This is a genomic window from Solwaraspora sp. WMMA2059 (assembly GCF_027497315.1).
Lineage (GTDB): Bacteria > Actinomycetota > Actinomycetes > Mycobacteriales > Micromonosporaceae > Micromonospora_E.
This window is the reverse complement of the sequence record NZ_CP114908.1, coordinates 5,472,599-5,498,806: the sequence shown is the minus strand read 5'-3', so window position 1 is coordinate 5,498,806 and position 26,208 is coordinate 5,472,599. Positions and strand designations below refer to the sequence as shown.

The following is a 26,208-nucleotide window of genomic DNA, read 5'->3' as shown; positions in this document are numbered from 1 at the left end:
CGCCGGGTCAGGAGACCCGGATCTTCATCGTGGTGCCGTCCACCGACACCACCCGGATCTTCACGCCGACCGCGGGCAGCTTCACCCCGTGGTTGGGCAGTTCCTCGTAGAAGTACTTCCGGGTGTCGTTGAACAGCGGCTGCGCCGCCTGGCCGCGTACCCAGTGCGGTTCGCCGTTGATGTGCAGGGTGAACCCGTCGGCCTTCTCGAGGCTGAACGGCGCGTCGTACACCTGGACCCGGGCCCGCCACGGCGCGCCGGTCAGGTTGTACATCGGCCGCGGCCGCGAGTCAATGTACAGGTTGCGCCCCTCACCCGGGTGCACGTTGGTGTTGTTGTCGACCTGGGAGGTGTCCCAGTAGGAGATGAGCAGACCCTCCTGGTACGGGTAGTGGTCCACCATGTCGGGCTTGGTGTCGGCGTACCCGAAGTAGTACGGGCCGGTCTCCAGGTAGCGGTCGTACGAGACGTACGAGCGGTGCCCGGCGATGTAGTAGTTGTCGTAGTCGGCGGTCACGCTGGCCCCGACGGTGGTCCAACCGTCGAGGTCCCAGCCACCGGCACCCTCGGCACCGTCGGTGAAGATCGGTGCGCCGTCGGCGGTCACGGTCATCTCGTCGCCGAAGAAGCCGCCGTACGCCACCGCGCCGTCGGTGCGGTAGAGCAGCCGGACCAGTACGGCGTCCCCGGCGTACGCGTCCAGCGGCACGTTGATGTCGACCCACTGGCCACCGGTCGAGCTGTCGATCGCCGGGGTGCCGCTGCCGTCGGTGCCGTACGGGACACCGTTGACGGTGCCTTCGAGGGAGGTCCAGCTCGCCCCACCGTCGGCCGACGCCTGGAAGTACAGGTAGTCGTAGTCGTCCTCGATGTCGTAACGCGCCTTCATCGACAGTGCGGCGGTCGAGGCACCGGCGAGGTCGAACTCACGGGTCATCGTGTTGCTCATGTCGTCCTCGTTGCCGGAGAAGTACTGCATCTCACCGGCGTACGGCTCGCCGAGCTCGGTGGTGACCTCCTTCTTCGGCAGCACGACGATGACCGCCTGGGCCCGCTTGGTGTTGTACTCCTGTGGACCCAGGTGCAGGGTGCGTTTCTGCCCGGCCACCACCACCTCGTAGTCCAACCAGCCGAGCTGCAGCTTGTTCCAGGCACCGAGGTCACCGGGGCGCTCACCGATCCCGCCGTCAGTGGCGGCACCGAGGCGGCTCTGCGCCATCAGCGTCCAGTGCTCGTTGTTGTTGTCACCGCCGCCGGAGGTGTCGTAATCGTCCGGCAGGCCCAGATCGTGGCCGTACTCGTGGACGAAGACGCTCAGTCCGCCGTTCTCCGGCTGGATGGTGTAGTCGCCGATCCACAGCCCGCTGTCGCCGATCTGGGTGCCACCGGCGGGGTTCTGCGCCGGGCCGGTCAGCCCGATGTCGGTGGCGAAGGCGTACCAGCGGTGGCTCCAGATCGCGTCCTCACCCTGCCACGGGTCACGGTCGGCCTGGTCGCCACCGGCGTGCACGATCTGGAAGTGGTCGATGTAGCCGTCGGCCTCGTTGAAGTCGCCGTCACCGTCGAAGTCGTACCGGTCCCACTTGTCGAACTCACGCAGCTCGGCGGCGATCTCCTCGTCGGTGCGGCCGAGCGCCTGCTGGTCGGCAACCCACTGGTTGGCGGCATCGCGCAGCAGCTGCCAGACGTTGCTGCAGACGTTGCCACCGCAGAGGTCCCGGCCGTACCGGGCCTCGTTGTAGCGGACCTTGACCCAGTCGGTGACGGTGCCCTCGACGCTGTACCGCCCGGAGGACTGGGTCTCGTAGTAGGTCCTGACCGACTCGACGCCTTCACCGGCGCCGAAGTAGAGGTCCCGGTAGTGCTCGGGGGAGTAGTCGGCCTGCCAGATGGTGGTGTTGTCGACCGTCCGGTCCGGCTCGGGGATTTCGTTGTGCAGCGGTCCGTCGAACCGGGCCGGGCCGTCCCAGTCCGGGTTGCTGTCCACGTCGGGGTAGGCCGGGTGCCGTTCGTTGCCGAACTCCGCCAGGATCACGAAGATCCGGTCGGTGGTCTCCCGCTCCAACTCGACGTACTGGTCCTTGCCGGACCCGGCGCCGCCACGGGCGGCCCGGCCGGCGACGCCGGTGCCCGACGTCTCACCGACCTTCGCGACGGTGCTCGCACCGCGCCGTTCCGGGGTGAGCCGGCCACTGACCACTTCGCTCACTGCTCGTTCGCGCAGCTCACGACGCTTCTCGCCGAGCGGGTTGGGTAGGTCGTCGAGGCTCGGGGTTTCGGCCCGGGAAGGAGCCGCCACCGGTGTGTCCACCGATGGTGCGGCCATCGCCGTCGCGGGTAGAGCAAAGCCCATGCCCGAGGCGAGCGACACGGTGAGCATCCCCACCATGACTTTGCGCACCTGGTTACCTCCGGTTCGGGGGAATCGACGCCGCCACTTGGGTGAGGGCGGCACGATCTCCGGACGATGTGGCCCCCGTCGTTGGGGCCACCGTGAACCTAGTCACCCGAGGGAACCTCTGTGAAGGTCAATGCGTCGATTTGTTTCACGCTCCCGGCTGGATCGCCCTGATATGTCACAACGATCACGCCGTGAAAAGTGGCCGGCCCGGCCGCCGAAGCGACCGGACCGGCCACGAGCTGTTCACGTCGGCGGTACGCCGGGCCGCACCACCACCGGTGGTCCGCCGGGCCGCACCACCACCACCATTGGCGGCGGACGTCAGCCGTCGTCGGACTTGCCACCCTGCATGCCGGAGGAGATCAGCTCCATCACGGTGGAGTCCTGCAGCGTGGTCACGTCGCCGAGCGACCGGTTCTCGGCCACGTCCCGCAGCAACCGGCGCATGATCTTGCCGGAGCGGGTCTTCGGCAGCTCCGGCACCAGCATGATCTGGCGGGGCTTGGCGATCGGCCCGAGCGTACGCGCCACATGGTTGCGCAGCTCCTGGATCAGCGCCTCGCCGGCCTCGCCCGCGATGTCCGCGCTGCCGCGCGGGATGGTGAACGCGACGATGGCCTGACCGGTGGTCGGGTCGGTGGCGCCGACCACGGCGGCCTCCGCCACCGACGGGTGCGACACCAGCGCCGACTCCACCTCGGTGGTGGAGATGTTGTGCCCGGAAACCAGCATCACGTCGTCCACCCGACCGAGCAGCCAGACGTGCCCGTCGGCGTCCTTCTTGGCCCCGTCACCGGCGAAGTACATCTTGTCGAACCGGGACCAGTAGGTGTCGATGAACCGCTGGTCGTCGCCCCAGATGGTGCGCAGCATCGACGGCCACGGCTCGCGTAGCACCAGGTAACCGCCGCCGCCGTCGGGCACCGACTCGGCCTGGTCGTCGACCACGTCGGCGCTGATCCCGGGCAGCGGGGTCATCGCGCTGCCCGGCTTGGTGGCGGTCACCCCGGGCAACGGCGAGATCATGATCGAGCCCGTCTCGGTCTGCCACCAGGTGTCCACGATAGGACACCGGCCCCCGCCGATGTGTTCCCGGTACCACATCCAGGCCTCCGGGTTGATCGGCTCACCGACGCTGCCGAGCAGCCGCAGCGAACTGAGGTCGTACCCGGCCGGGATGTCCTCACCCCACTTCATCATGGTGCGGATCAGCGTCGGCGCGGTGTAGAGGATGCTCACCTTGTACTTCTGTACGAGCTCCCAGAACCGGCCCTTGTTCGGGGTGTCCGGGGTGCCCTCGTACATCAGCTGGGTTGCGCCGTTGGACAGCGGACCGTACACGATGTACGAGTGCCCGGTGACCCAGCCGATGTCGGCGGTGCACCAGTAGACGTCGGCCTCCGGCTTGAGGTCGAAGACCGCGTGATGGGTGTACGACGCCTGGGTGAGGTAGCCGCCGGTGGTGTGCAGGATGCCCTTGGGCTTGGCCGTGGTGCCGCTGGTGTAGAGGATGAACAGCGGCTGCTCGGCGTCGAACGGCTGCGCCTCGTGTTCGGTGCTCGCTTTCTCCACCGTCTCATGCCACCAGTGATCCTTGTCGGTCCAGGTGACCTCCTCGCCGGTCCGCCGGACCACCAGGACACGCTCCACCGACGGGCACTGGGCCACCGCCTCGTCGACGGTCGGCTTCAGGGCCGAGGGCTTGCCGCGCCGGTAGCCGCCGTCGGCGGTGATGATCACCTTGGCGCTGGCGTCCTGTACCCGGCCGGAGAGCGCGTCGACCGAGAAGCCGCCGAACACGACGTTGTGCGTCGCGCCGATCCGGGCGCAGGCCAGCATCGCGACCGCGGCCTCCGGGATCATCGGCAGGTAGATCGCCACCCGGTCACCCGCCGTCACACCGAGGTCGGTCAGCGCGTTCGCCGCCTGGCAGGTCATCCGGTGCAGGTCGGCGTAGGTGATGGTGCGGGTGTCGCCCGGCTCACCCTCCCAGTGGATGGCGACCCGGTCGCCGGCCCCGGCGGCGACGTGCCGGTCCAGACAGTTGTACGCGACGTTGAGCTGACCGCCGACGAACCACTTGGCGAACGGCGGGTTCGACCAGTCCAACACCTGGTCCCACTCCTTGGCCCAGTGCAGCCGGCGGGCCTGGTCCGCCCAGAAGCCGAGCCGGTCGGCGGCTGCCTCGTCGTACGCGGCCGCAGTGACGTTGGCCGCCCCGGCCAGCTCGGCGGGCGGCTCGAACCGGCGATTCTCCTGAAGTAGATTCTCCAGCGTTTCGCTCATGCGTGGGGCTCCTCACACGTCGCTTGACTTGCTCCGAGGTTAGTGTCGCCGTCCCGCCGGCACGAGACTTGGCGGATACCTGGGTGCCCATCGCGCGCCGAGCGGCCACACCGGCGCGGCGGGCGGTTCAGCTGGCCAAGCTTGTACCGTGTCGCTGATGACCGAGACCGACCCCCTGGCCCCGCTGCTCGACCTCGCCGACGTGGCACCCGCGCTGGACCGCGCCCGCGAGCAGGTCGACGCCGCGTTGCGGCACCGGGCGCTGCGCCGGCACGGCGGGGCGGTGGCGGCAGAGATCAGCCTCCGCTCGGCAGTCGCCAGTGCCGCGTTGGACGGGTACGACCATCCGGTCGCCGATGTACGCGCCGGGACGGTGACCGATCCGGTGGTGCAGGGGGCGCTGCGGGTGGCCGAGGCGGTTCCCACGCTGGCCGACCGCTGGCCCCGTACCCCCCGTCAGGTGCTGGCCCGGTTGCACGTGCTCGCCGCGCGCGGGCTGGTGCCGGCCGACCAGCTGGGTCGTCCGGTCGCCCGGCCTGACGTGACGCCGCAGTCAGGCGTGGCGCCGGGGCCGGATGTGGTGCAGGGGCCGGACGTGGCGCTACGGCTGGACGGGGTTTGCGCGCTGGTCGGCGGCGGCACCTCGGTGCCGGCGCTACTGCTGGCCGCCGTGGTGCACGCCGAGCTGCTCGCGTTGCGGCCGTTCGCCGGGCCGGGCGGGGTGGTGGCCCGGGCCGCCGCGCGGCTCACCCTGGTCGCGGCCGGCACGGACCCGCGTGGCCTGCTCGCCGTCGAGGTCGGCCACCACGAGCGGCAACCCGAGTACGTGGGTTCAGCCGGCGCCTTCGCGACTGGTACGCCAGACGGCGTCCGCTCCTGGCTGCGGCACTATCTGACCGCGGTCGAGCTGGGTGCCCAGGAGCTGACCCGGGTCGCCGACGAGGTGCTCGCCAACGCCTGAGCCGCTACTGGCCGGGGCGCTGGTGCGAGCCTGTCGGGTCGGTCGTGCATCCTAGACCAAGATCAGGTGAGCGTCATGGACCTCACCGGTCGCTTGAGAGGTCCATCACGCTCACCTGATCTTGCTTGGCAGCTGCGCGGTCAGGCCGAGGCTGTCTTTGTCCGGCGGTGCCGGCCGTACCAGGCGATGCCGATCGCGACCCCGACCCCGACGCTCAACGCGGCGGCCGCCACCGGGACCGCCGGCCGCTCCCGCAACCTGCGGCCGAGCGGGATCGGGTGGCGGAAGGCGAGGACCGGCCAGCCCTGCTCGGTGGCGAGCTTGCGGAGCTGGCGGTCCGGGTTGACCACCGTCGGGTGCCCGACGCATTCGAGCATGGGTACGTCGGTGACCGAGTCGGAGTAGGCGTAGCACTCGGCAAGGTCGTACCCGCGCTGCTCAGCGAGCTCGGTGACGCCGGTAACCTTGGCGGCCCCAGCCGCGTAGAACTCGATTTCTCCGCTGTACCGGCCGTTCTCCACGGCCATCCGGGTGGCGATCACGTCGGTGACGCCGAGTAGTTCGCCGATCGGGCGTACCATCTCCTCGCCCGACGCGGAGACCAGCACCACGTCCCGACCGGCGTTCTGGTGCTCCTCGATCAGCGCCGCCGCCTCTGCGTAGACGTACGGGTTGATCAGCTCGTGCAACGTCTCCGCGACGATCTGGCGGACCTGCTCCACCTGCCAGCCCTTGCACAGCGCGGCCAGGTAGTCGCGGGTGCGGGCCATGGTCTGCTCGTCGGAGCCGCCGAGCCGGAACATCAGCTGGGCGTACGCCGACTTGACCACGTCCCGCCTGGTGATCAGCCCGTCGCGGTAGAACGGCCGGCCGAACGCCAAGGCGCTGGACTTGGCGATGACAGTCTTGTCGAGATCAAAAAAAGCGGCGCTGCGGCCCACGACGGTGCAGTCTAGCCGGAGCGGGACGTCGGCGACGGCCGGTGCGTCGTCGCCGGTCGGCGACGGGGATCCCCCGGGATCTGATCCGACGATCAGGAAGCTGAGTGGCCCAACCTGCGTCCCGTGCCGGCAGCGGTGCGACTCCCGGTGAAAACGCCACTCGACGGGTGGCGGTCTGCTCAGGCATGCTTGTCATGACACAGTTATCTTTCCGTCCCAGGCTTCATCCGGAAGACACTCGGCGGTTGCACCCCCCGTGACCGCTGAGCGGGTTCGGCTCGACCCCCCCGGAGCCGAACCCCAGGCGACCCCCGTCTCCCCCCCGGCGGGGGTCGTCGCTATTCCAGGGCGCGTTCCAGCTTCCAGCGCTGTCCCGCCACCCGGTCCTCCTCACTTACCAGATCAGTTGACCGGCGCTGACGTTGTCCACAGGCGGTCCCGTTGTCCACAGGCAGCCCCGTCGAGGGAGCGCGGGCACCGGGGCGGCACCCACAGTTGCGGCATCCCCTCACCGACCGCAGGAGGTCCGGATGCCGCCGCGCACCAGTATCGCCGCACCCCGCCGGCTGCCACTGGTCGTCACCGCCGACGAACGACTGCTCGACGACCTGCTGCGCCTCGCGGCGCTCGCCGGCACCGACGTCGACCTGGCTGCCGACCCGGTCGCCGCCCGGTCCCGGCAGGCCGCCGCCCCGTTCGTCCTGGTCGGTGCCGACCAGGCGGACGCCTACCTGCGGGCCAGGATGCCCCGCCGACCCCGGCTGGTCCTGGTCGGCCGGGCCGACCAGGACCAGCCCTGGCAGGTCGCCGAGCTGCTCGGTGCCGAGCATGTCGCGATCCTGCCGGCGGCGGAGCCGTGGCTGGTCGACCGCCTCACCGACAACGGCGGCACCGACAAGCCGGCCGCAGCTGTCATCGGGGTGATCGGCGGCCGGGGCGGGGCCGGCGCCAGCGTGCTGGCCGGTGCCCTGTCGGTCACCGCCGCCCGGCTCGGGCTGCGCAGCCTGCTGGTCGACGCCGACCCGCTCGGCGGCGGCCTCGATCTGGTCCTCGGCTGGGAGCAGATCGACGGCCTGCGCTGGCCGGCGCTCGCCGACAGTGACGGCCGGATCGACCCGTCGGCGCTGGCCGGCGCGCTGCCCTGCCGGGGCGACCTCGGGCTGCTCTCCTGGGACCGGGGCGAACCGCTACCGCTGCCCGCCGCCACGATGACCGCCGCCCTCGACGCGGCCCGGCGGGAGCGGGACGTGGTCGTCGTCGACCTGCCCCGCCGGCCCGACGAAGCAGCGATCGCCGCGATGCACGCCACCGACCGGGTGCTGGTGCTGGTCCCGGCCGAGTTGCGGGCCACGGCGGCGACCGCCCGGGTGATCACCGACATCCAACCGCACTGCACCGACCTGTCGCTGGTCGTGCGCGGGCCGGCCCCGGGCCGGCTGCGGGCCCGGGAGATCGGGCGGACCCTGGGGCTGCCGGTGACCGGGGTGCTGCAACCTGAGCCACGAGTCAGCCGAGGGCTGGAGCGCGGTGACGCTCCGGGTTCCTCGGGCCGGGGTCCGTTGGCCGAGTTGTGTCAGCGGGTCGTCGCCGGCCTGGTCGATCGCGCGGCGGCAGCGTCGTGACGGCGGGTTTGGTTGGTTCGGGCGCGGGTGACCGACGTTCGGCCTCCAGGCACCCGTCATTATCGCAATTCTGCTATACTTCTCAAGTATCGTGGCCGGTCTACTACCACCCCGGGGCGGAAGCTGAGTTGCGCGAGTTGCCCGCTGTCGAGCGGGTAGCGATCGGCCATGCAGTAGACAAATTGGTAGCAATCCGGGCCAAACCTGGGGTACCCGCACTCGAGCGACATCAAGACAGCTACCAGCCTCCGGGAGCTACGCCCACGAGCCGGCCGTAGTCGCTGGCGAGCCCTTTATCGCCAGGTCGGCAACGCCTACGTCCTCGGAGCCATCGCCCCCGAGGCCAGCGTCAACCCACGAGCCTTCCGGAAGGCAATCGCCACAGCAGAGAAGCGCATCGACGAAGTGAAGGGCGACGAGTGATGAACCTGTCCGATCTGAAGACCTCGGCCCAAGTCCACGACGAGCAGCGCCACGACCCAGAGTTTTGCTCGGAGTGGGACCGCACCGCGTTCGCCAACGACGTCGCGCTGCGAATCTTGCGCTACCGCCAGGAACATGGCCTCACCCAGGCGGGTCTTGCCCGCGAGGTCGGGATGACTCAGTCGGTGATCGCGCGCCTTGAGTCGGGCGATCAGCCTCCGTCGATCGCGACCCTGGTCAAGCTGTCGAAGGGCACAGGCATGGATTTCAATATCAAGGTCAGCGGCGGTGCTGTCGAGTTCATCGCAGCCTAAACAGCCGTCCTGACGCCAGCGTCTGCCCTGGTCCTGGTTGTGGGATCAGGGCAGACGCCAATCGGGGTCAGTGGTGGTCGAACTGGCCGAGCTTGATCCCCTGGACGAAGCCGGTCCAGGTATCGGCGGTGAACGACAGCACCGGTCCGGCCTGGTCCTTGCTGTCGCGGACCTGGGCGGCATGGTCGCTGCGCCGAGCTTCTACACAGTCACCGGAGGAACCAGACCGGGTGCTCTTGCGCCACACCGAGTCCACGTCATGCTCCTTCTGCTAGGTCGCCAGATCGCTGGCGATCCTAACCAAGGTATCGCGGGAGGCCGTTGGCGGCAGAGCCTCGGCGGCGAGCTGCTCAAACGCGGCCAAGTAAGCGGCAACCTCGGCCGGTTGCTCCAGGTAGAGCGCGCCGGTGAGGGTGCCGACGTAGACCAGCCGATCCTCGGCCGATTCAGGAAAGGGCTCGGGTATCGGCGGGAAGTCAAGGATGACGAAGCTGCCGTCGAAACCAGCGCCGGCCCCGAACGGCAGGATCTGAATCTGCACTCGGGTCCGGTCACACTCCGTGATCAAGCGGTCGAGCTGCGCCCGAAGCACACGCGGCCCGCCGACCATCCGCCGTACCGCTGCCTCGTCGAGGATCATCCGCAGAATCGGCTGGTCGTCTGTGCCCAGGATGGACTGCCGGTCCATCCGCAGCGCGACCTGTTGTTCGAGCTCACTGTCGCGCATCGGGATCGGCGCGCCCCGGAACGCCGCCCGTGCGTACTCCTCGGTCTGCAGAATGCCTGGAACCATCTGGCACTGGTAGGACCGGATGACCGACGCTTCGGACTCCATGCCGACGTAGGTCACGAACCACTCAGGTAGCACCTCGCTGTAGCGCTGCCACCAGCCGCGCTGCCGGGCTTGTCGGGCGACAGCGATAACAGCCTCAGCCTGCTCACCGGCGACGCCGTAGAGCCCAAGAAGCGCCCGCACGTCGTTCGGATGCGGCCGGACCTCGGCGGTTTCGATGCGGGACAGCCAACTCCCGTCATGATCGACCTGCCGGGCAGCCTCGGTCGACGAGAGACCTGCCTGCTCCCGCAGACGTCGGAGCGTCATAGCCAGCCGTCGTCGTTTGACTGTCGGGCTTTGTCGTGATGCCACAGACGCATCCTGCACTCCACCCGATTGCCGATCAAGCCCATGCCCAGCACAGATTGATCAACTCTCTGATGCGATCCGCATACTGCGGATTCCACTGACCCCTGCCATGGTGATAGGGCACATGTGGACGCCGACCGCATCACCGGTACGGCGAACAACGCGGTGCGCTCGACGCGGCACCGATGCTCTCGTTCTGTAGCGAGGAGGCAGCCTGTGGTCAGCTACGAGGCGTACGTCGTCGCAGTCGCAAGGACGCTGGCCAGGCGACACCGGCCGGTGTGGTCCTGGCGCAAGTGGCAGCAGGTCTGCCGGTGCGGGGCGGCGCTGCCCTGCCGGGCTCGGCACCGGATACCGATCAACCGGGGTCACTGGCCAGAGGAGGGCGCGTGAGCTTCCACACCCCGATCCAGCCGGCGTGGACCTGCGCGGGATGCGCGGATCCGTGGCCCTGTCACACCCGCCGTCAGGAACTGCTCGCGGAGTACGCGGGGGCGACGGTGTCGCTGTCGGTCTACATGGCGACGTGCCTGCTCGACGCGATGATCGACCTGGCCGACAACCGCAGCGGCTACCTGTACTGGCGATTCATGGGGTGGTGGCGCTGATGTCGGTCATCCGGCCCGGTGACGAGGACATGCACTTCGAGGACGGTTCGCACCGCTGGTACCCGTTTGATCCCGCCGACGACGACCAGCAGGCGTGGGAGGACCGGGTGCACGAGCACAAGCGCCAGCACCGTGAGGAGGAGCCGCGCCCCCGCAAGCGCTGGCCACGCCGCTCGATCTGACCCTGCCGGTTCATTGCCTACGCGGCCGCCGTAGCAGATCACCTCCGGCCGGGAGAAGTTATCCACAGGCAGGTCGGTTGTCCACAGCCTGCCTGATCGTCCAGGCGCGAACGCCGCGTCAGCGTCCACAGTTTCGGCATCGCTCCCCGAGCCGTAGGAGGGCTCAGATGCCGCCGCTGTACCCCGTCGCGATTCCCCGCACCTGCCCGCCGCTCGTCACCGCCGAGGCAAGACCTCGGCGTGACGTCGCGGGCCTGGTCGATCGTGCGGTGGTGGCGTCATGACGGCCGGGTCGGCCCGTACGGGCGGTTCCGTCGCGCCGGCCGGGTGGCCCGGTGGTGCGGGTGTCGACGAGGCGGTGGTGGCGGCCCGGGTGCGGGAGCGGTTCATCGCGGACGGCACGTCGGTGACGCCGGCCTCGGTGGTCGGTGCGGTGCGGGCCGAGCCGGGGGCGGCGTTGCGAGGTGACGCCGGGTTGTTGCGGCTGGCCGACCGGGTACACGGTGAGTTGGCCGGGGCGGGGCCGCTGTCGCCGTTGCTGGCCGACGCTCGGGTGACCGACGTTTTGGTGAACGGCACCCAGGTGTGGGTGGACCGGGGTGCCGGGTTGGAGCGGGCGGCCGTGGGCGTCGGTTCCGTGGACGAGGTGCGTCGGTTGGCGCAGCGGCTGGCGGCGGCCTGCGGGCGTCGGCTCGATGACGGATGCCCGTACGTCGATGCCCGGTTGCCGGACGGTACCCGGTTGCACGCGGTGTTGCCGCCGGTGGCGGCGACGGGGCCGTACCTGTCGTTGCGGACGTTCCGGCAGCGTCCGTTCCAGTTGGCCGAGCTGGTGGGCAACGGCATGGTCGACGGCCCAGTGGCGGAGCTGCTGCGGGCGGTGGTGGCGGGGCGGCTGGCGTACCTGATCACGGGCGGCACGGGGTCGGGCAAGACGACCTTGTTGAACACGTTGCTCGGGCTGGTGCCGGCCGACGAGCGGATCGTGATGGTGGAGGACGCGGCCGAGTTGCGGCCGGAGCATCCGCATGTGGTGACGTTGCAGGCACGGACAGCCAACGTCGAGGGGGTCGGGTCGGTCGGGCTCGGTGCGTTGGTCCGGCAGGCGTTGCGGATGCGGCCGGACCGGCTGGTCGTCGGCGAATGCCGGGGCGCTGAGGTCGTCGACCTGCTGGCCGCGCTCAACACCGGCCACGACGGCGGCGCGGGCACCCTGCACGCGAACGCGGCCAGCGACGTGCCGGCCCGGCTGGAGGCGTTGGGGCTGCTCGGTGGGCTGCCCCGCGCCGCGTTGCACGCGCAGATCGCCGCCGCCATCCAGGTGGTCGTCCAGCTGCGCCGGTTCGCCGGGCGGCGATTCGTCGACGCGATCTGTCTGCTCACCCCGCACGGGCCGGAGCGGCTGATCACGGTCACCCCCGCTTGGCGGCGCGGGGCCGGCCCGCAGCCGGCCGGCCCGGCCCTGGCCAGGTTGCTCATCGAACGCGGCGTACCGGTGCCGGCGGTGCTCGACAGCCGGGGGCCACGGTGAGCCGGCGACCCGGTACGTCGCACCGGCGTTGGCCGCGTCGGCTGCGCCGCCCGTGGGGTCGCCGCCGTCGGCTGCTGGCGGTGACCGGACCGACCCCGGTGCGCGTGTATGGCGATCCGGACTCGCCACCACCAGCCACCGTTCCGTTCAGCGTCCGGCTGTCGTCCCAGGCGCTGTGGTCCCGGGCACGGTGGCTCGGCAACGCCGCGCGCCGGCATCCGCGCCGTGCGCTGGTGGCCGTCGCCGGCACCGGCGGGCTCGCCGCCGGCTGGCTGGGCGGGCCGGTGGCGGCGGCGATCACCGCCGCGTACCTGGGGCTCGGCCTGCGTACGGCGGCGAACCGGGCCGCCGCGCAGGCCCGGCGGGACCGGCGGGTACGGCAGTTGGACGCGCTGGCCGCGCACGCCGCCGACCTGCGGGCCGGCCTGCCGGCAGGGCCGATGACGCTGCCGCAGCCGACGACGTTGCCGGGTCCGACGGCGGGCACCGCCGCCACCCGGCTTGCCGGCTTGTCGACCGCCGCCGTACGGCTTGCGGAGCGCACCGGTGCGCCGCTGGCCGACCTGATCGAACGCATCGAAGCCGACGCCCGAGCGTTCGACCGGTCGCGGGAGGCGGCCGCCGCGCAGGCCGCCGGTGCGCAGATGACGGCCTGGCTGCTGGCCGGGCTGCCCGCCGGCGGTCTGGCTCTCGGCTACAGCATCGGGGTGGACCCGGTGGCGGTGCTGTTGCGGACTCCGATCGGCGCGGCCTGCGCGCTCGCCGCCGTGGCCCTGCAGGTCGCCGGGCTGGTCTGGACCGAGCGGCTGAACCGGGCACCGGAGGCGACCAGCTGATGGCCGGCGTCCGCATGACGCTGCCGCCGGCGGTCCGCCCGGTCACGGCACTCGCCGCCCGCCGCCGGCTCGCCCGGCTCGGCGGCGATCCGCCAGCGGAGTCCGACCTGTCGCGGCTCGTCCGGCCGGTCGCGGCGCTTTCCGGTGTGGCGGTGCTGGTGATCGGCGGCAGCTGGCTCTCCGTGCCGCTGGCCGTCGCGACTGCTGTCGGTGTCGACCGGTCACTGCGCCGGATCGAGCCACCGTCGGTACGCCGTCGACGGCTGCGCGCGGCAGCCGACCTGCCGCTGGCCGCCGATCTGCTGGCGGCGGCGCTGCGCGCCGGAGCGCCGGTGGATCAGGCGATGGTCGCGGTGGCCGACGCGCTGGCCGGGCCGCTCGGTTCCCGGCTGAGCCGCGTGGCTCGGGCGCTGCGGCTCGGTGCCGAGCCGGCCGAGGCGTGGCGGCATCTCGACGCGGTGCCGGGCGGCGAGCGCCTGGCCGCCGCCGCGATCCGCTCTGCGGCCAGCGGCGCAGCCCTCGCCGGTGCCGCGACCAGGCTCGCCGACGATCTGCGGGCCGGTCGTTCGGCAGCGGCCGAGGCGGCGGCCCGGCGCGCCGGGGTGCTGATCGTGCTTCCCCTCGGGCTGTGTTTCCTGCCCGCCTTCATTCTCGCCGGTCTGGTGCCGGTGATCGTCGCCGTCCTCGGCGACGTCCTCTGAGGAAAGGAGTCATCATGCGGTCGACGAAGGTTCCGCCCGACGCGGCGGTGCCGACGACAGCGACGACGGTGTCCGGACGGCGGGCGGTCGGCCGGTGGCGCGGCCACCTGGTCGGCCGGTTGCGCGACGACGCGGGGATGAACACCGCCGAGTACGCCGTCGGCACCCTGGCCGCCGTCGCCTTCGCCGGGATCCTGCTCAAGGTGTTGACCAGCGAGGGTGTGCAGGCCGCCCTCGCCTCGGTCATCGATCGGGCGCTCGGGTGAGGCCGCGCCGGCAGGCCGGCGGTGACCGGGGCTCGTTCACCGCCGAGTTGGCCGCCGGTCTGCCGGCGCTGGTCCTGCTGCTGGCGGTCGGGCTGTCCGCCGTCAGCGCCGTGGTCACCAAGTCCGAGTGTCTCGACATGGCACGGTCGGTCGCGCTGGCCACCGCCCGGGGCGACCGTGACGCGGCAGCCCTGGCCGGGCCGCCGGGAGCGGAGGTCTCCGTGGTCGTCGACGGTGACCTGGTCACCGTCACGGTCCGGGCACCGCTGCGGGCGTTGGGCGCCCGGCTCGGGCCGGCGTCGGTCACCGCGTCCGTGACCGCCGCGGTCGAGCCCGGCGTCACCGGGACCGCTGCCGGCGCGACTGGAAACGCCGGCAGCAGCGGTTCCGTTACCGGCGGTGCCGTCGATGGCGGTGACGGCGCGGGATCGCCGCCGGAGCGTCACCGGTGACCGGCCGACGATGCCGCCGCCGGTTGCGCGGGCCCGGGGCCGACGCCGGGCAGCGCGGCAGCGCCAGCCTGTGGCTGCTCGCTGTCGGGTTGACGCTGGTCGCCGCCGGGATGGCCGGTGCGCTGATCGGTGCGGTCCGGCTCGCCCGGCAGCAGGCCTCGGTGGCCGCCGACCTGGCCGCCCTCGCCGGTGTCGCCCGGGTGTTCGCCGGCCAGGGCGTGGTCTGCGAGCGGGCGGCCGATGTGGCCGAACGCAACGGCGGGCGGTTGCGTGCGTGCACGGTCCACGGGATGGAGGTCGTGGTCACCGTCGAGGTGACGCCACTTCCGGCCACCGGCGTCGGTCGGCCGGTGAGTGCGACCGCCCGGGCCGGTCCGCTGCGGGCCGACCCGTGGGAGGGCGCCGACGCGCGGGCCGACCCCTGGTCAGCGGGTCGGGCCGTCGGCGGTGGAGGCGTGCATGGCCCAGCGGGATATCACCTGGTGGATGTTGTAGAGCCGCTGCTGGATCAGTTCGAGGCGTTCCGCCTGGGCCAGGGCCGCGTACGCCTGGGCCAGGGCGATCTGCTGGTCGACGGTGAGGTTCTGCGGGTCGATCGAGTAGAGCAGTTCGACGGTGTCGGCCACGGTGTCGGCCACGGCGTTCTCCTCCGGTGGCGTTCTGGAAGCGCTCCCACGTCTAATCTATCCAGATCAGGAGAAATTTATGCCAGTAGATCGCACATGGTCCGGTGCCGGATCAGTCAGCACTTTCCGGCAGGCTGGCCAGCACCACATCGAGCACCCGGACCGCGTCGGCCTTGCCCAGCGGGTTGTTGCCGTTGCCGCACTTCGGCGACTGCACGCAGGACGGGCAGCCGGTCTCGCAGCCACACGCGGCGATCAGGTCGCGGGTGGCTCCCAGCCAGGTCCGGGCCGCCTGGTAGGCACGTTCGGCGAACCCGGCTCCCCCGGGGTGGCCGTCGTAGACGAACACGGTCGGCGCCTCGGTGTCGGCGTGCGCGGCGGTGGAGAGTCCGCCGATGTCCCACCGGTCGCAGGTCGCGATCAACGGCAGCAGGCCGATCGCCGCGTGCTCGGCGGCGTGCAGCGCGCCGGGCACGTCCGCCGGCTCGACCCCGGCGGCGGCGAGCGCGGCCGGCGAAACGGTGAACCACACGGCGACGGTGCGCAACTGTCGGGCCGGCAGGTCCAGTGGCCGGGTGTCCAGCACCTCACCCGACCCGATCCGGCGCCGCTGGTAGGAGACGACCTGGCTGGTCACGTCGACGTCGCCGACGAACAGTCCGACCGGGCCGGCGTCGCGGTACTCGCGTACCGCCGCCACCGACAGCGAGGTGACCTCCCGGGCGTGGGTGGACCAGTCCGGCTCCTCGGCGTGCACCAGCGCGCACGCCCCGTCCAGATCGAGGTCGTCGACCACGTACGACACGCCCTGGTGCAGGTAGACCGCGCCTGGATGGATGAGGAAGTGCGACGAGCCGGGATCGACTGTGCCGAGCAGTCGACCGGTCGACGTCTCCACGACGTCGACCGGGGTGCCGCCCTCGCCACGCAGGTCGACCTCGGGCCGGCCGGCGGCGGTCCAGTACCAGCCGGTGGGGCGTCGCCGCAGCAGCCCGGCGGCGACCAGGTCGTCCAGCGTCTGCTTGACCGACGCGCCACCGAACAGTTCGACGTCGGCCGAGGTCAGCGCACCCTCTGCGGCAGCGCAGCACAGCTGCGGCCCGAGCACGTACGGGTTGGTCGGGTCGATCACCGTCGCCTCCACCGGCCGGCCGAAGACCGCCTCCGGGTGGTGCACCAGGTAGGTGTCGAGCGGGTCGTCCCGGGCGATCAGCACCGCCAGCGCCTCGCGTCCGGCGCGTCCGGCCCGCCCCGCCTGCTGCCACAGCGACGCCCGGGTGCCGGGATATCCGCAGATCAGCACCGCGTCCAGACCGACCAGGTCCACCCCGAGCTCGAGTGCGTTCGTCGAGGCCAGCCCGAGCAGTTCACCGGTGGTGAGCGCGCGCTCCAACGCCCGTCGCTCCTCGGCCAGGAAACCGGCCCGGTACGCCGCCACCCGGTTGCCGAGCCCGGGTGCTACCTCGTCCAGCGCCCGGCGCGCGCTGCTGGCCACCACCTCCGCCCCGCGCCGGGACCGGACGAACGCGAGCGTGCGTACCCCGGCGGCGACCGCGTCGGCGAGCAGGTCGGCGCTTTCGCGCAGCGCCGACCGCCGTACCGGGGTGAGGTCGTCGGTGTCGGCGCGGGCACCGGGCAGCAGTGGCGGCTCCCACAACGCGAAGGTCACCGCTCCGCGCGGCGCGCTGTCCTCGGTGACCGGCTCCACCGGCAGCCCGGTCAGCTGGCTGCCCGCCCGCGCCGGCTCTCCCGAGGTCGCCGAGGCCAGGATGAACACCGGCGTGCCGGACCCGGTGCCGGGTCGGGCTCCGGGCCCGAGGGTGGGCCGGCCGCCGGACCCGGCGCCGGGCCGGACCCGCTGGTACCGCTCGGTCTGGCGACGCAGTCGACGCAGTACGTGGGCCACGTGCGAGCCGAACACGCCCCGGTAGCTGTGGCACTCGTCGACGATGACGTAGGTCAGCCGGCGGAGGAAGTTCGACCAGGCTCCGTGCCGGGGCAAGATGCCTCGATGCAGCATGTCTGGATTTGTCAGCACAAAGCGGGCATGCTGTCGGATCCAGGCCCGCTCCGGCTGCGGGGTGTCGCCGTCGTAGCAGGCTGGCCGTACCCCGTCGAGTCCCAGATCGGCGACGGCGCGCAACTGGTCGGCGGCGAGAGCCTTCGTCGGGGCCAGGTACAGCACAGTGGCCCGAGGATCGGCCAGCAGACTCGCCAACGCCGGCAGCAGATACGCCAGCGACTTGCCCGAGCCGGTGCCGGTGGCGACGATGACGTGCCGGCCGGAATGGGCCAGTTCGGCCGCGTACGCCTGGTGCCGCCAGGGCTGCCGAACCCCGCGCGCGGTCAACACGTCCCGCAGTTCGGCGGGCACCCAGTCGGGCCACGGTGCGGTGGCACCGGGCCGCACCGGCAACCGCTCGACGTGGGTGACCGCAGCCGGGTACGGAGCCGGGTCCGCCCCTGCGACCGGGTACGGAGCCGCCGCAGTCGGCTGCTTCGGCGCGGCGCCGGTCTGACGCGGCAGTTCGCCGGCGGCGCCCCACCGACGCAGCAACCCCGCCGGGTCCGGACCCGGTCCGGGCGTTACGGTGGCGGGTGAGGTCACGTCTGCACTCTCGCACCGGGGTGCCGACGTCGGCATCCCGGGGTAGGTCTGTGGGATGCAGGGAGATCATCGACCGTGCGGAGTCGCGCGGCGCAACCGCGCCGTGCGGTGGTTAGATGCCATAGGCGTGCATCGCAGCCAAGGAGGGGACCGATGGAGCTGTCGCTGTCGACTCGCACCGTTGGCGAGTACACGGTGCTGGAGGTCGGCGGCGAAGTGGACGTCTATACAGCTCCCCGGCTGCGGGAGCGGTTGCTCGAGCTGATCGACGCCGGCAACCACAAGATCGTCGTTGATCTGCACCGGGTCGACTTTCTCGACTCCACCGGGCTCGGCGTGCTGGTCGGCGCGCTGAAGCGACTCCGCCCGGCCGGCGGCACCTTCGGGCTGGTCTGCGACAAGGAGTCCCTGTTGAAGATCTTCCGGATCACCGCGCTGGACCAGGTCTTCCCGATCTTCCCGACCGTACAGGCCGCCACCGGTGGAGAACCGGATGGCTCAGCTGGCGCAGCGCCGACGGCGTGATGGCCACCGTTCGCCTCTCGTTCTCCCCGGCGCCGGTGCACGTGCGCACCGCCCGCCTGGTCGGCGTCGCTGTCGCCCGCCGGGCCGGAGTGGCCGAGGAACTGCTCGACGAGGTCCGGCTGGCGATCGGTGAGGCCTGCACCCGGGCCGTCGCCCTGCACCGCCAGTACGGGCTGGCCGACCTGGTTCAGGTGGAGATGTCCGATGAGGAGACCTACACCGTACGGGTGATCGACCGTGCCCCGATCGAAGCCGGGCTCGGCCTGAGCGCCCTGCCGCCCGACGAGTTGGCCGACGAGTCGTTGACCGACGAGGCACTGACGGTCGGTGTCGGTTTCGCCCTGCTGGCCGGTTTCGTCGAGGACCTCCAGGTGCGGCCGGTCGACGAGGGCGTCGGAACCGAGGTGCGGATGGTCTGGCCGGTCGGCCGGTGAGACCCCCGTCGGCCCGGCCTACCAGCTGAAGATCAACCTCCGTCGTCACAACTGTCCGTTCCGCCTGCAGGAATGATCCACAACTCGGTGGGTGGACGGTGTGACCTGCCTTACCCGGTCCGGCTAGAGTACGCGGGTTATCACCAACTGTCCTGGCCCCACAAACCTGTGGGTGCCAGCAGACCTCGTTGCTCCCCGCGTGGAGTCGCCCCGCCGGTTCGTCCACCGACCGGGGCGAGCGTTCGGTACAGGAGGACACTGATGTCCGGGACCACCTTGGCCGCCGAAGGCGGCGGGCTGTCCCTTACCGGCACACACCTGACGTACGTCGTCATCGCCGCGGTCATCGCGCTGGTGGCGCTGGGTTTCGCCGCCGCCCTGGTACGGGCGGTACTGGCGACCGGTAAGGGCACCACGAACATGCAGGAGATCGCCGGCGCTGTGCAGGAAGGCGCGTCGGCGTACCTGTTCCGCCAGTTCAAGACCCTCGGCGTGTTCGTCGTACTCGCCGTCATACTGCTCTTCCTGCTCCCTGTGCACGAGACACAGGGCAGCGAGACGATGGTGAAGGTCGGTCGATCCGTCTTCTTCGTGGTGGGCGCGGTGTTCAGCGCGTTCATCGGCGGCGCCGGGATGGCGCTGGCCACCCGGGCGAACCTGCGGGTCGCCGCGGCGGCCGGCACCGGCGCCGGTGGCCGGGAGAACGCGATGAAGATCGCCTTCCGGACCGGCGGCGTGGTCGGCTTCCTCACGGTGGGCCTCGGCCTGTTCGGCGCGGCCCTGGTGGTCGTCCTCTACCGGGTCGACGCACCGACCGTGCTGGAGGGCTTCGGCTTCGGCGCGGCCCTGCTGGCCATGTTCATGCGGGTCGGCGGCGGCATCTTCACCAAGGCCGCCGACGTCGGTGCCGACCTGGTCGGCAAGGTCGAGCAGGGCATCCCGGAGGACGACGCCCGTAACCCGGCGACCATCGCCGACAACGTGGGCGACAACGTCGGTGACTGCGCCGGCATGGCCGCCGACCTGTTCGAGTCGTACGCGGTGACCCTGGTCGCCGCGCTGATTCTGGGCCGGGCCGCGTTCGGCGAGGAAGGCCTGGTCTTCCCGCTGATCGTCTCCACCATCGGTGCGGTGATCGCGCTGTTCGGCGTACTGATCACCCGACTGCGTCCGTCGGACCGTAACGGCATGGTGGCGATCAACCGGGCGTTCTTCACCTCGGCTGTGCTGGCCGCTGTGCTGGTCGCCGTCGCCGCCTTCTTCTACCTGCAGAGCAGCTGGACGGAGCTGCTCGGCGACGACTGGCGTACGCAGCTCGGCGTCGACGAGGGCGCCGACCTGCCGCTGTCCCCGGCCGGTCTGGCCATCGGCGCGGTGTTCATCGGCATCGTGCTGGCCGCCGCGATCCAGCTGCTCACCGGCTACTTCACCGAGGTGCACCGCCGCCCGGTGCAGGACATCGGCAAGAGCTCGCAGACCGGCGCGGCGACTGTCATCCTGGCTGGCATCAGCGTCGGCCTGGAGTCGGCGGTCTACTCGGCGCTGCTGGTCGGCGCGGGAGTGTTCGGGGCGTACCTGCTTGGTGGCGGCTCCATCACCCTGTCGCTGTTCGCCGTGGCGCTGGCCGGCACCGGCCTGCTCACCACGGTCGGCGTGATCGTGGCGATGGACACCTTCGGCCCGATCTCCGACAACGCGCAGGGCATCGCCGAGATGTCCGGTGACATCGACGAGGCCGGTGCCCGTACCCTCACCGAGCTGGACGCGGTCGGCAACACCACGAAGGCGATCACCAAGGGCATCGCGATCGCCACCGCCGTGCTCGCCGCGACGGCGCTGTTCGGCTCCTACACCGACACGGTCAGCATCGCGCTGAACGACGCCGGGATCGACGACGTGCCCGGCTACCTGGCCGACTCGCTCAACGTCGCGAACCCGGGCAACCTGGTCGGTCTGATCATCGGTGCCGCGGTGGTCTTCCTCTTCTCCGGGCTGGCCATCAACGCGGTGTCCCGCTCGGCCGGCGCCGTCGTGCTGGAGGTCCGCCGCCAGTTCCGCGACAACCCCGGCATCATGGAACGGACCCAACGGCCGGAGTACGGCAAGGTGGTCGACATCTGCACCCGCGACGCCCAGCGGGAACTGCTCACCCCGGGTCTGCTGGCGGTGCTGGCGCCGATCGCGGTCGGCTTCGGCCTCGGCGCCGGTGCGCTCGCCGCGTACCTGGCCGGCGCGATCGGCACCGGTGTGCTGATGGCGGTCTTCCTGGCCAACTCCGGCGGCGCCTGGGACAACGCCAAGAAGCTGGTGGAGGACGGCGCACACGGCGGCAAGGGTTCCGAGGCGCACGCCGCCACGGTCATCGGCGACACCGTCGGCGACCCGTTCAAGGACACCGCCGGCCCGGCGATCAACCCGCTGCTCAAGGTGATGAACCTGGTGGCCCTGCTGATCGCCCCCGCGGTGATCATGTGGGGCGTGGGCACCGACCAGAACGACCCGCTGCGCATCGCCATCGCGGTGCTGGCGACCCTGGTCGTGGTGGCCGCCGTGGTGTTCACCAAGCGCAAGCCGATGGCGATGGGGGAGGACGTCGACGGTGGTCCGGCCGGTGGCGGCAGCGCCGGGTCCGAATCGGAGCGGGTGAGCGTCTGACCGACCGGTGGCTCCGCCCGATCCCTGTGGACCGGGTGGAGCCACCGGCTTCGACGTACCGCCGACCGGTGGCGGGCCGTACGGCTGTCGTCACCGGTGCGTACGCTGCACAGCATGGGAGCGCGCCGCGTGGTGTCCACTGCCCGGATCGCAGTGCTGCTCACTGCCGTGGCGTTGACGCTGTCGGGCTGCGGTGGAGGACCCAGCCCGGTCGTCTGGGCGGCCGAGGTGTGCACCGCGCTGCGCCCGTGGCGGGCCGAGATCAGCAATCTGACCAGCAGCACCCAGCAGCAGATGACCGCGCAGACGACCCCGGCGCAGGCGCAGGAGAATTTGGTCCGGCTGCTGTCCGGCGCGGCCGCCGCGACCGAGACCGCCCGGGTCCGGGTGGTGGAGGCCGGGGTGCCCGACGCGGACCAGGGTGAGCAGGTGGCCAGCGGGTTCGCAGGCTCGCTCGGCGCGGTGCGCGACGCGTACGGCAAGGCCGAGGAGGGCATCGCCGGGCTGGACGCAACCGGACCGGCGGACAGCTTCTACGACGAGGTCGAGGCGGTGCTCGCCACCCTCACCGACGACTACCAGCGCAGCGCGCTGGACACCAGCTCACTGGATTCCGCGGAGCTCAACCGGGCCTTCGACGAGGTCCCGGAGTGTCGCTGACGCCGCCGACCGACTCCTCCGCCGGTGCCCTGACGCCCCGGCAGTTGTCGCTGTTCGGCGTGGCGGCGGCGGATCCGACGCCGGGCGACCTGGCGGGTCTGCTCGCCGGTCCGGGGCGGATCACCCGGATGGGCGGCACCGTACGGGTGTCGGTGGACGTCGAGCCGGCCTGGCGGGTGCACGTGCTGGTTGCCGAGTTCCGTCGGCGCGGGCTGGCGCCGAGTTGGCGTCAGCTGCCGGACGGCCGGCTGACGGTGCGGACGGCGTATACGGCGGTGCTGGCCCGGCTCGGCGCGGCCTGGCTGCATCCGCCGATGCCAGACGGACCGGACGCCGACCAGTTGGACACCAACCAACTGGAGGCCGACCAACCGGACGCCGACCAACCGGAGGCGGGGCCGGTGCGTGGCGAGGACGACCGCCTGGTCAAGCGGCCGCCGACCGGTTTCCACCTGGCCGGTCAGCGGCTGCGGCTGTGGGCGGCGGCGGCCGGTGCCAGGGACCCGCTCGGCTACCGGTTGCGGCTGGCCGAATCGGATTCAGACAACTGGCCCCAGGTGGGTGCCGCGCTCGCCGCGATCGGGCTGCCGGCGGTGCTGCTCGATGCCCGGTCCGGTGGTCCGGCGTACCGGATCGTGGGCCGACGCCGGCTGACGAGACTGGCCGAGCTGCTCGGCGACCGGCCCCCCGCCGCCCCCGAGGACGGCTGGGCGTGATGACACGATCGCTGTCTGATCGCTGACAGAACAGCCGGGACATCGACCGACGCCACCGGCGGCTGCGGTGCGGTGCGCCACGTCACGCCGGTTGGTGGGTGTACCGTGTCGCCGTTGGTGCGGTAGGAACGAGCTGGGTCGGCATCGGGTGGGCTGCCGGCCGGCTGTGGTGAACCAACCGGACGACCAACGCAAATCGGGCCGAAGGCTTGGGTGCGTGTGCTCCACCGGCCCCGGGTTCGCGTTACGTTGGACATCGTGACCGTCGCCCGCCCGCTCGTCGTGGCGGGCGCCGGTCGATCCGGGCCGCCGCCTGTCGCCGGGCGGTCCGAGTGGGGTCGAGGTCAGGAGAGACGTGCCGAGCAACACCTCAACCAGTCGTCTGGTCATCGTCGAATCGCCGGCGAAGGCCAAGACGATCTCGGGCTACCTGGGCCCGGGGTACGTCGTCGAGGCGAGCCTCGGGCATGTCCGGGACCTGCCCCGCAACGCCGCCGACGTGCCGGCCCGCTACAAGAAGGAGCCGTGGGCCCGGCTCGGCGTCGACGTCGACAACGGCTTCTCCGCGCTGTACGTCGTCTCGGCCGACCGTAAGCAGCAGATCGCCAAACTGACCAAGCTGGCCAAGGAGGTCGACGAGGTCCTGCTCGCCACGGACGAGGACCGTGAGGGCGAAGCGATCGCCTGGCATCTGGTGGAGACCCTCAAGCCCAAGGTGCCGGTGCGTCGGATGGTCTTCCACGAGATCACCCGGGCCGCCATCCAGGCCGCGGTGGCCAACCCGCGGGAGATCGACCGCAACCTGGTCGACGCCCAGGAGGCGCGGCGGATCCTGGACCGGCTGTACGGCTACGAGGTCTCGCCGGTGCTGTGGAAGAAGGTGATGCCCCGGCTGTCCGCCGGCCGGGTGCAGTCGGTGGCCACCCGGATCGTGGTGGAGCGCGAGCGGCAGCGGATGGCGTTCCGTACCGCCGACTACTGGGACATCCAGGCCACCCTGGCGGTGACCGGCCAGCCGGCGGCCGCAGCCGACGGGCCCCGCTCGTTCACCGCCACCCTGATCGCGCTCGGCGGCGACCGGATCGCGACCGGCAAGGACTTCGAGCCGACCACCGGACGGGTCCGGCCGGAGGCGTCGGTGGTGCACCTCGACGGCGACGGGGCGCGGGGCCTGGCAGCCCGGCTCGACGGTCGGCCGTTCACCGTCACCCGGGTCGAGGAGAAGCCGTACCGCCGCCGGCCGTACGCCCCGTTCATCACCTCCACACTGCAGCAGGAGGCGGCCCGTAAGATGCGGTTCTCGTCGCAGCAGACGATGCGCACCGCGCAGCGGCTGTACGAGAACGGCTACATCACCTACATGCGGACCGACTCGGTCAACCTGTCGGAAACGGCGATCGCCGCCGCCCGCAGCCAGGTCGCCGAGCTGTACGGCGACCGTTTCGTCCCGCCGGAGCCGCGCCGGTACACCGGCAAGGTCAAGAACGCCCAGGAGGCGCACGAGGCCATCCGCCCCGCCGGTGACCACTTCCGCACCCCCGGGGAGCTGGCCAACGAACTGTCCGCCGAGGAGTTCAAGCTCTACGAGCTGATCTGGCGGCGGACCATCGCGTCCCAGATGACCGACGCGGTGGGTTCCAGCGTGTCGGTGCGGATCCGGGCCGTTTCGACCGCCGGCGAGGAATGCGACTTCGGTGCGACCGGCAAGACGATCACCGACCCGGGCTTTCTGCGCGCCTACGTCGAGTCCTCTGACGACGAGTCGGCCGAGGCGGAGGACGCCGAGCGCCGCCTGCCGAACCTGGTCAAGGATCAGCCACTCACCGCGCGGGAGCTGGCGGCGGTCGGGCACAGCACTCAGCCGCCGGCCCGCTACACCGAGGCCTCCCTGGTCAAGGCGTTGGAGGAGTTGGGCATCGGGCGGCCGTCCACCTACGCGTCGATCATGCAGACGATCCAGGACCGGGGGTACGTGGCCAAACGCGGCCAGGCGCTGATCCCGTCGTTCCTGGCCTTCGCGGTGATCGGGTTGCTGGAGCGGCACTATCCGCGGCTGGTCGACTACAACTTCACCGCCAGCATGGAGAACGAGTTGGACGAGATCGCGTCCGGCGACCACCAGGCGGTGGACTTCCTCACCTCGTTCTACTTCGGCAGCGACACCGCCGGAGACGAGTCGGTCGCCCGCTCCGGTGGTTTGAAACGGCTGGTCACCGAGAAGCTCGCCGAGATCGACGCCCGCAGCGTCAACTCGATCCCGCTCGGTGCCGACGACGAGGGTCGTCAGGTCGTCGTGCGGGTCGGCCGCTACGGTCCGTACCTGCAGCGGTTCCTGCCGGGCGCGGAGGGTGTCGACCACGCGGCGGCCGGGTCGAACGGTGCCGGCGCGGCGGGCGATGCCGGCGGTGCCGAGCCGGTGGCCGGCGGCGGTGACGAGGCGGAGGGCGCGGCAGCCGGAGCCGGCGGGGACCGCGTCTCGCTGCCGGAGGGGATCGCGCCGGACGAGCTGACCCCAGAGAAGATCAACGAACTGTTCCTCGGCGGTGGCGGCGAGCGCAAGCTCGGCGAACATCCGGAGACCGGCGAGCCGATCGTGCTCAAGTCCGGCCGGTTCGGCCCGTACGTCGCCAGTGGCGAGCGCCGCTCCTCGTTGCTGCGGTCCCAGTCGCCGGAGACGCTGAGCATCGCCGAGGCGCTGCGGCTGCTGTCGCTGCCCCGGGTGGTCGGGGTGGCACCGGACGGCGCCGAGGTGCTCGCCGCCGCCGGCCGGTACGGCCCGTACGTCAAGAAGGGCGACGAGTTCCGGTCCCTGGAGTCCGAGGAACAGTTGTTCACCGTCTCGCTGGACGAGGCGCTGGCGTTGCTCGCCGCGCCGAAGACCCGGCAGCGGCGGGCCGCCGCGCCACCGTTGCGGGAGATGGGCGCGGATCCGCTCACCGAGCGCCCACTGGTGATCAAGGATGGCCGGTTCGGACCGTACGTGACCGACGGCGAGAGCAACGCTTCGCTGCGGCGTGGTCAGACGCCCGAGTCGTTGACGATCGAGCAGGCGTCGGAGATGTTGGCCGAAAAGCGGGCGAAGGGCCCAGCGCCGCGTAAGAAGGCGGCGAAGAAGGCGCCGGCGAAGAAGACCACCGCCAAGACCGCCGGCGCGAAGAAGACCGGTACCAAGGCGACCGGTACCAAGGCGACCAGCGCGAAGAAGACCGCGGTCAAGAAGGCAGCGCCGAAGAAGGCGACTGCCAGCCGGGCCGCCGACCAGTCCGACGACTCTTGACGCTCTCCTGACCGCACTTCCGGCCGGCGGTGGCCTGCC

At 71.3% G+C, this 26,208-nt stretch carries 23 protein-coding genes and 1 pseudogene; 17 read left to right on the top strand and 7 right to left on the bottom strand.

Translation table 11 applies throughout. From position 1 onward, the window contains the following. Nucleotides 1-7: 7 nt before the first annotated feature. Nucleotides 8-2,386, bottom strand: coding sequence for an immune inhibitor A domain-containing protein (locus tag O7553_RS25210; RefSeq protein ID WP_281555746.1), 2,379 nt, complete (start codon nt 2,384-2,386; stop codon nt 8-10). Nucleotides 2,387-2,722: 336 nt separating this feature from the next. After that, nucleotides 2,723-4,687 (bottom strand): acetate--CoA ligase, encoded by a 1,965-nt coding sequence (gene acs, locus O7553_RS25205; protein WP_281552079.1) that lies wholly within the window; start codon nt 4,685-4,687, stop codon nt 2,723-2,725. Between the two features lie 157 nt (nt 4,688-4,844). On the opposite strand from acs, the gene O7553_RS25200 reads away from it, so the two are divergent. Next, a complete protein-coding gene (locus O7553_RS25200; RefSeq protein ID WP_281552078.1) occupies nt 4,845-5,648 on the top strand; it encodes an oxidoreductase in 804 nt (267 codons plus the stop codon). A gap of 140 nt (nt 5,649-5,788) precedes the next feature. Here the strand turns inward: O7553_RS25200 and O7553_RS25195 are convergent, their stop codons facing one another. Further along, nucleotides 5,789-6,589 (bottom strand): HAD-IB family hydrolase, encoded by an 801-nt coding sequence (locus O7553_RS25195; RefSeq protein WP_123604345.1) that lies wholly within the window; start codon nt 6,587-6,589, stop codon nt 5,789-5,791. 530 nt (nt 6,590-7,119) lie between these two features. Here O7553_RS25195 and ssd point away from each other — a divergent pair. Then, entirely contained in the window at nt 7,120-8,211 is a 1,092-nt protein-coding gene (gene ssd, locus O7553_RS25190; RefSeq protein WP_281552077.1) for a septum site-determining protein Ssd, read from the top strand. 422 nt (nt 8,212-8,633) lie between these two features. Continuing rightward, entirely contained in the window at nt 8,634-8,948 is a 315-nt protein-coding gene (locus O7553_RS25185; protein ID WP_281552076.1) for a helix-turn-helix transcriptional regulator, read from the top strand. Nucleotides 8,949-9,015: 67 nt separating this feature from the next. On the opposite strand, the gene O7553_RS25180 is transcribed toward O7553_RS25185, so the two are convergent. Beyond that, nucleotides 9,016-9,195: a DUF397 domain-containing protein gene (locus tag O7553_RS25180; protein WP_281555745.1), complete on the bottom strand. Its 180-nt coding sequence runs from the start codon at nt 9,193-9,195 to the stop codon at nt 9,016-9,018. Between the two features lie 24 nt (nt 9,196-9,219). Next, on the bottom strand, nt 9,220-10,095 hold the full coding sequence (locus O7553_RS25175; protein ID WP_281552075.1) for a helix-turn-helix transcriptional regulator: 876 nt from the start codon (nt 10,093-10,095) through the stop codon (nt 9,220-9,222). Nucleotides 10,096-10,481: 386 nt separating this feature from the next. Between O7553_RS25175 and O7553_RS25170 the strand changes: the two genes are divergently transcribed. From O7553_RS25170 to O7553_RS25135, 8 genes and pseudogenes are all read left to right on the top strand, one after another. After that, on the top strand, nt 10,482-10,700 hold the full coding sequence (locus O7553_RS25170; RefSeq protein WP_281552074.1) for a hypothetical protein: 219 nt from the start codon (nt 10,482-10,484) through the stop codon (nt 10,698-10,700). Next, nucleotides 10,700-10,882, top strand: a complete 183-nt coding sequence (locus O7553_RS25165; protein WP_281552073.1) for a hypothetical protein — start codon at nt 10,700-10,702, stop codon at nt 10,880-10,882. Before O7553_RS25170 ends, O7553_RS25165 begins: the two co-directional genes overlap by 1 nt. Nucleotides 10,883-11,162: 280 nt before the next feature. Then, the gene (locus O7553_RS25160) at nt 11,163-12,413 is read left to right on the top strand and encodes a TadA family conjugal transfer-associated ATPase (RefSeq protein WP_281552072.1); all 1,251 of its coding nucleotides are present in this window, start codon (nt 11,163-11,165) and stop codon (nt 12,411-12,413) included. After that, nucleotides 12,410-13,249 carry a hypothetical protein gene (locus O7553_RS25155; protein WP_281552071.1) on the top strand — a complete coding sequence of 280 codons (840 nt, stop codon included), beginning with the start codon at nt 12,410-12,412 and terminating at the stop codon, nt 13,247-13,249. The genes O7553_RS25160 and O7553_RS25155 overlap by 4 nt, the downstream gene beginning before the upstream one ends. Beyond that, nucleotides 13,249-13,950 (top strand): type II secretion system F family protein, encoded by a 702-nt coding sequence (locus tag O7553_RS25150; protein ID WP_281552070.1) that lies wholly within the window; start codon nt 13,249-13,251, stop codon nt 13,948-13,950. The genes O7553_RS25155 and O7553_RS25150 overlap by 1 nt, the downstream gene beginning before the upstream one ends. Nucleotides 13,951-14,087: 137 nt before the next feature. Continuing rightward, a complete protein-coding gene (locus O7553_RS25145) occupies nt 14,088-14,216 on the top strand; it encodes a DUF4244 domain-containing protein (RefSeq protein WP_233606454.1) in 129 nt (42 codons plus the stop codon). Continuing rightward, nucleotides 14,213-14,668 carry a TadE family type IV pilus minor pilin gene (locus tag O7553_RS25140; RefSeq protein ID WP_281552069.1) on the top strand — a complete coding sequence of 152 codons (456 nt, stop codon included), beginning with the start codon at nt 14,213-14,215 and terminating at the stop codon, nt 14,666-14,668. Before O7553_RS25145 ends, O7553_RS25140 begins: the two co-directional genes overlap by 4 nt. A 110-nt stretch (nt 14,669-14,778) precedes the next feature. Continuing rightward, nucleotides 14,779-14,985: pseudogene (locus O7553_RS25135) on the top strand (Rv3654c family TadE-like protein); the annotation flags it as partial. 108 nt (nt 14,986-15,093) lie between these two features. On the opposite strand, the gene O7553_RS25130 reads toward O7553_RS25135, so the two are convergent. Together O7553_RS25130 and O7553_RS25125 are read right to left on the bottom strand one after the other, a co-directional pair. Next, nucleotides 15,094-15,306 carry a hypothetical protein gene (locus O7553_RS25130; protein ID WP_281552068.1) on the bottom strand — a complete coding sequence of 71 codons (213 nt, stop codon included), beginning with the start codon at nt 15,304-15,306 and terminating at the stop codon, nt 15,094-15,096. A gap of 100 nt (nt 15,307-15,406) precedes the next feature. Continuing rightward, a complete protein-coding gene (locus O7553_RS25125) occupies nt 15,407-17,902 on the bottom strand; it encodes a DEAD/DEAH box helicase (RefSeq protein ID WP_348650035.1) in 2,496 nt (831 codons plus the stop codon). A 153-nt stretch (nt 17,903-18,055) separates the two neighbouring features. Between O7553_RS25125 and O7553_RS25120 the strand changes: the two genes are divergently transcribed. From O7553_RS25120 to topA, 6 genes are all read left to right on the top strand, one after another. Beyond that, nucleotides 18,056-18,427, top strand: coding sequence for an STAS domain-containing protein (locus O7553_RS25120; RefSeq protein ID WP_278173350.1), 372 nt, complete (start codon nt 18,056-18,058; stop codon nt 18,425-18,427). Further along, nucleotides 18,424-18,861, top strand: coding sequence for an ATP-binding protein (locus O7553_RS25115; protein ID WP_278173352.1), 438 nt, complete (start codon nt 18,424-18,426; stop codon nt 18,859-18,861). Before O7553_RS25120 ends, O7553_RS25115 begins: the two co-directional genes overlap by 4 nt. A gap of 261 nt (nt 18,862-19,122) precedes the next feature. Next, nucleotides 19,123-21,516: a sodium-translocating pyrophosphatase gene (locus O7553_RS25110; protein WP_281552066.1), complete on the top strand. Its 2,394-nt coding sequence runs from the start codon at nt 19,123-19,125 to the stop codon at nt 21,514-21,516. A 114-nt stretch (nt 21,517-21,630) separates the two neighbouring features. Then, complete coding sequence (locus O7553_RS25105) at nt 21,631-22,176, top strand: hypothetical protein (protein ID WP_281552065.1); 546 nt, start codon at nt 21,631-21,633, stop codon at nt 22,174-22,176. Further along, a complete protein-coding gene (locus tag O7553_RS25100) occupies nt 22,167-22,892 on the top strand; it encodes a hypothetical protein (protein WP_281552064.1) in 726 nt (241 codons plus the stop codon). The genes O7553_RS25105 and O7553_RS25100 overlap by 10 nt, the downstream gene beginning before the upstream one ends. Before the next feature lie 355 nt (nt 22,893-23,247). Continuing rightward, entirely contained in the window at nt 23,248-26,169 is a 2,922-nt protein-coding gene (gene topA, locus O7553_RS25095) for a type I DNA topoisomerase (protein ID WP_281552063.1), read from the top strand. The last annotated feature ends 39 nt before the right edge of the window (nt 26,170-26,208 follow it).